Annotated in this window: 4 protein-coding genes; 3 read left to right on the top strand and 1 reads right to left on the bottom strand. The window is 67.3% G+C overall.

Going from position 1 to position 4,413, the window contains the following annotated elements; genetic code table 11:
• A partial coding sequence (locus tag Q0283_RS00740) for a helicase C-terminal domain-containing protein (protein ID WP_298041992.1) occupies nucleotides 1–2,789 on the top strand: 2,789 nt, incomplete at its 5' end.
• 170 nt (nucleotides 2,790–2,959) lie between these two features.
• Here Q0283_RS00740 and Q0283_RS00735 read toward each other — a convergent pair.
• The gene (locus tag Q0283_RS00735; protein WP_298041989.1) at nucleotides 2,960–3,181 is read right to left on the bottom strand and encodes a helix-turn-helix domain-containing protein; all 222 of its coding nucleotides are present in this window, start codon (nucleotides 3,179–3,181) and stop codon (nucleotides 2,960–2,962) included.
• A 376-nt stretch (nucleotides 3,182–3,557) separates the two neighbouring features.
• Between Q0283_RS00735 and Q0283_RS00730 the strand changes: the two genes are divergently transcribed.
• Both Q0283_RS00730 and Q0283_RS00725 read left to right on the top strand, forming a co-directional pair.
• Nucleotides 3,558–4,121, top strand: a complete 564-nt coding sequence (locus Q0283_RS00730; protein ID WP_298041987.1) for a hypothetical protein — start codon at nucleotides 3,558–3,560, stop codon at nucleotides 4,119–4,121.
• A gap of 168 nt (nucleotides 4,122–4,289) precedes the next feature.
• On the top strand, nucleotides 4,290–4,413 hold a 124-nt coding region (locus Q0283_RS00725), incomplete at its 3' end, for a histone-like nucleoid-structuring protein Lsr2 (RefSeq protein ID WP_298041994.1).

The raw sequence follows: 4,413 nt of genomic DNA, 5'->3' as shown, positions 1-4,413 counted from the left end.
GCACCCACGACCGCCAGTACACGACCGCCACCGGGGAGGTCTCCGAGGTCCGGGGTGGGTTGCAGATCGTCTTCTGCGACCAGTCCACGCCCAGAGAAGACCAGTGGAATATCTACCACGAGCTGCGCGACCAGCTCACCGCGCGCGGCATGGCCCCGGAGCGGATCGCGTTCATCCACGACGCCGACACCGACGAAGCCCGCCAGGAGATGTTCACCAAAGCCCGGGAGGGCCAGCTCAGCGTGATCATCGGGTCGACGGCGAAGATGGGCACCGGGACGAACATCCAGCGCCGGGCCATCGCCCTGCACCACGTGGACTGCCCCTGGCGGCCGGCCGACCTAGAGCAGCGCGAGGGCCGGGTCATCCGCCAGGGCAACCAGAACACCCAGGTGGAGGTCTACTCCTACGCCACCGAAAAGACCTTCGACGTGGCCAGCTGGGACATGATCGCCCGCAAGGCCCGCTTCATCGGACAAATGAAACGCGGCGACCTGGCCGGCCGCGAGGTCGAGGACGCCGTGGCGGACCTGGAGTTCAGTGCCTCCAAGGCCGCCGCCGAACTCTCCGGCGACCCCCGCATCGAGCAACTGGCCACCCTGCAGATGCGCATCGAACAGCTCACCAGCCTGGAAGCCTCCTGGCGGGGCCAACGCTCGACCACCCGCGCCGAACTGCGGATGAACCAGAACCGCGTCCAGCACCTGGCGCAGATGCTCCCGCAGCTGGAAGCAGTCGTGGACGGTTCGACCTCGACGGAGGGCGAGAAGTTCCGGTTCACCCGCCCCGACGGGGCTGGCACCGGAGATCGGATGGCCGCCGGACAGGTCCTCGCCGCCGCGCTGCGCCGCGAGGCTGCCCGCACCGGGCTCCCGGATTTGGCCGAACCGACCGATCTGGTACCGGTGGGCACGCTCGGCGGGGTGCAGCTCGGGGTGATGCGCTCAGGGAACACCGTGCAGCTGGTGCCGATGAGTCTGCCCTCGGTGCACAAGTCCTGGCCGGTGGCCAAGCTGCTTGGGGAGGAGATGGGGCCGCGCTCGGCCGTGCAGTCCGCCGAGGCCTTCGTCGCCGGTCTGAGCGGAGAGCTCACCCGCCGCCGCACCGAGCTGGGCAAGCTGCAGGAGTCGATCCCGGCCGTGGAGCAGGCCCTCACTCAGCCCTTCGAGCACGCCGACGAACTCGAGACCCTCAAACGCGAGGCCGCCGAACTGGCCGAGGAAATGGCCCCCACTACCGAGGGCGCCGACGAGACTCCGGTGGAGCTCTCCGGGCAGGACCTGGCCAAGCTCGGGGACCTGGAACGCACCAACCACCGCGAGGGTGACGTGTGGAACGTCGGCAAGACGTACTGGCGCGTCGGCGTCCACACGGATGAGCGCACCGGAAGGTCTCATGCGGTGTGCTGGCCGGCCGAAGAAGAGGCGCCTGCCGATCTGGCGACCGCCCAGCCGGTCTACACCCTGCGCTCCGGCAAGCTCATCGCCAGGATGTCCGACCAGCTCAAACCAATGGAGCGGGAGATGCTGGAGTTGGACACCACCCGGCACCAGCGGGTGGATCACCTCTGGCAGGTCCCGGCCCAGGCCAGGGTCCGCATCCAGGACCGCGACGGCACCATCGTCGAAGGGGTGATGGACGACCGGCAAACCCTGACCACCGACACCGGGCAGAAGGTCCGGGTCTCTGACTTGGACACCACCCCGGGGATCATCCTGGTGGAGGCCACCAGCCCGGAACAGATCGCCGCCGAACAGGCCGCCGCGGCCGCCAAGGCCAAGCAGCGCACCGCCCACGACTTCCTCCCCGGAGAAATCCTCGGGGAGGACGTCGAACACTTCGGCTACGCCGGAGACGTGGTCCGCATGGACGCCTCCGGGTACGGCAGCTACCGGCCCGTCGCGGTCAGCCCCGACACCGGACGCATCCGCGAGGGCACCCCGTGGCGGGTGGAGTCCCGGGAATGGGCCACTACTCCCCCGTTGCGGCTGACCGAGGAACAGAAGACCCAGTTGTACGGGCAACCGCGGTTCACGGTCACCATCGAGGACCTGCGCCCCGGCGACGTGGTGGCCGCGACCGACATCGACAACCACGCCCAAACCCGCGAACCGGTCACCATCACCGGCATCACCGGAGACACCACCGTCAACCTCCGCTACAAGAACGACCAGGTCAGCGGGGAGGGCAAGAAGCGCGCCGAGTCCGAGGTGACCGTGTTGGACCGCACCCACGGGGCGTTGACCGGCCACGAACTGCTGGCTCTGGCCCGGCCCCAGGCGGAGCTGCCACCTCGGATGGGTCTGCGCGAGCTGGCCCGGCAGGAACCGGGCGGCCAGCACGTGCTGCTGGAGCTCTCCCCCAGCCCGGACGTCCCCGGAGGACTCGTCCCCGGACGGCTGCGAGACATCGAACAGGAGCAGAAAACCGGGGCCATGGGACGACGAATCACCGTGCACCAACTCGTCATCGACACCGATGACGGGGACAGCATCCGAGTCCCCGCCCAGACCCCCGGCCACGCCACCCTCACCGACCGACCCGTCAACGTCACCGAGCTGCGCCTGGCCCCGGTCCCCGAAGCCACCCCCGAGACCCCCGCAGTGTCCACGGTTCCGGCCGGGACCACGGTGACCGGGGACGTCTACCAACGCGCCACGACCCCCTCCCCGGAATCCACTTCGGAACCAGAAACGCAGTCGCTCCAGTCACCGCAGTTAGACCCGGCTGTGGCCTACCAACTGCACGCGAGCCCGGTCGCCGTCGGCGCCGCGCGGGGTTTGGCATGAGACTCAGAGCAGTGCTGAGAGACGCTATTTCGCCGATAGTGAGGCGATATCACGGTGATGTCATAGAGATATCTGTTCAGGGGGCCACACTTCCGAAGAAGCTGATCTTGGCGGGCTCTGTGACTGCTTCGCCCGGCGGCGAGGCAGTCACCGGCCCTCCCTACCCCCGGTCAGTCCTTGATCTCGTCGGCTTGAATCAGCCACTCCCGAAAGCGGGCGAGCTGCACGCGGCGCAGCTTCGGCCCGACGGAGATGACCGGCAGGTCCTGCTCCTTCATCCACCGCAGTACGGTCCCCTGACTCACGCGCATCAGCGTGCAAATCTCATCGGTGGTCAGCAGCTCCGGCTGCCCCTCCAGCAACGTGTCCACGGCCTTGGGATCGTTCATCATCGCCCTCCATCGTCGTCACCCGTGGGTGCAGGTCTCGAGAGCACACACTACGAGCCCGGACGAGCGCGCGAACCCACGACAGCGCCCTGACCGGTGAAGATACGTAGACAAAAGGCCACTACCGACACCGCGGGCCCCTTCACTACGGTGAAGGGGCCCAGTGAGACGGTGCAGCGGATCATCAGATGGATCAAGCCCGGGGGGATACGGGCCCATCAACAGAAGATCTGTAGAGAGGCGGTGGCGTCAGCCACCGCCTCTCTTGTGTCCAAGGTGAGCGTAACCGGAACACGTTCTGAAAACCAACGGAACTGATCCCTGAACCCCTGGTTGATCCCGTAGCCTCGACACTGTCGTCACAGGTCAGGGGGCTCTCGTGAAATCACCCGCCCGCGCGGTCGCGGCCCTGGCGTGCTCCGCGGTCGCCCTTACCGGCTGCGCACTCAACACCACCCCTGGCCCCGACGGAGCCGGGGCGGACACCCCGCATTCCAGCAGTCCATTGGCCACCGCTTCGGCCACGGCACCGCTGTTGAGACCTCAGGGCAACGTGGAGCCGATGGTCATCGGCATCTGGGCCGGTGAGAAGTACGACCAGTTCCTGGACACCACCGGCGAGACATACTCAGGCGACTGCGGGGATGCCAGTACCCCAGCAGGGCTGCGGGCCTGCGCCCCGTTCGAGCCCTTCGCCTACGTCTCCGCCGTCGAGTCCCCGGCCCCCGGGGAGTTGTTGGTGACCATCACCCCCGAGGCCTGGGGAGGCGGCGAGTACGACCCCGAGCAGGTCTTCACCCTGGAATACGTCGCCTCGAACATGGCCCTGCGCATGGCCCATCACGACGACGACGTGCAGACCCTGACCGTCACCACCCCCGGCGGTGCCCACACCTACACCGATCACTGGCAACCCCATTACGCGAGCGTCCGAGGATCCTGAGAACCGCGCCACCATCCTGGACGCATGGTGATCTTTCGGAGGAACAGCCGTCGGGTCGTACCGCGGCGGATTCCGCGTGGATTCGTCACCCCGAATCTCGCTCTGCGATTCTGATAGCTGTTGAGTATTAGTCCTAGTGGGCCGCGCAGACCCGCGGCAGGGAGAGTGATGGCACAGAAAGTGAAAACAGTGCTGGTCGATGACCTCAACGGTGAACCGGCCACCGAAACCGTCCAATTCGGTGTCGACGGCCGGCACTACGAGCTCGACCTGACCAAGGACAACGCCAAGC

The sequence above is a fragment of the uncultured Citricoccus sp. genome (assembly GCF_937871995.1).
Classification (GTDB): domain Bacteria; phylum Actinomycetota; class Actinomycetes; order Actinomycetales; family Micrococcaceae; genus Citricoccus.
Note: the sequence above shows the minus strand (reverse complement) of the source record. Positions and strands in the feature narration are given on the sequence as shown.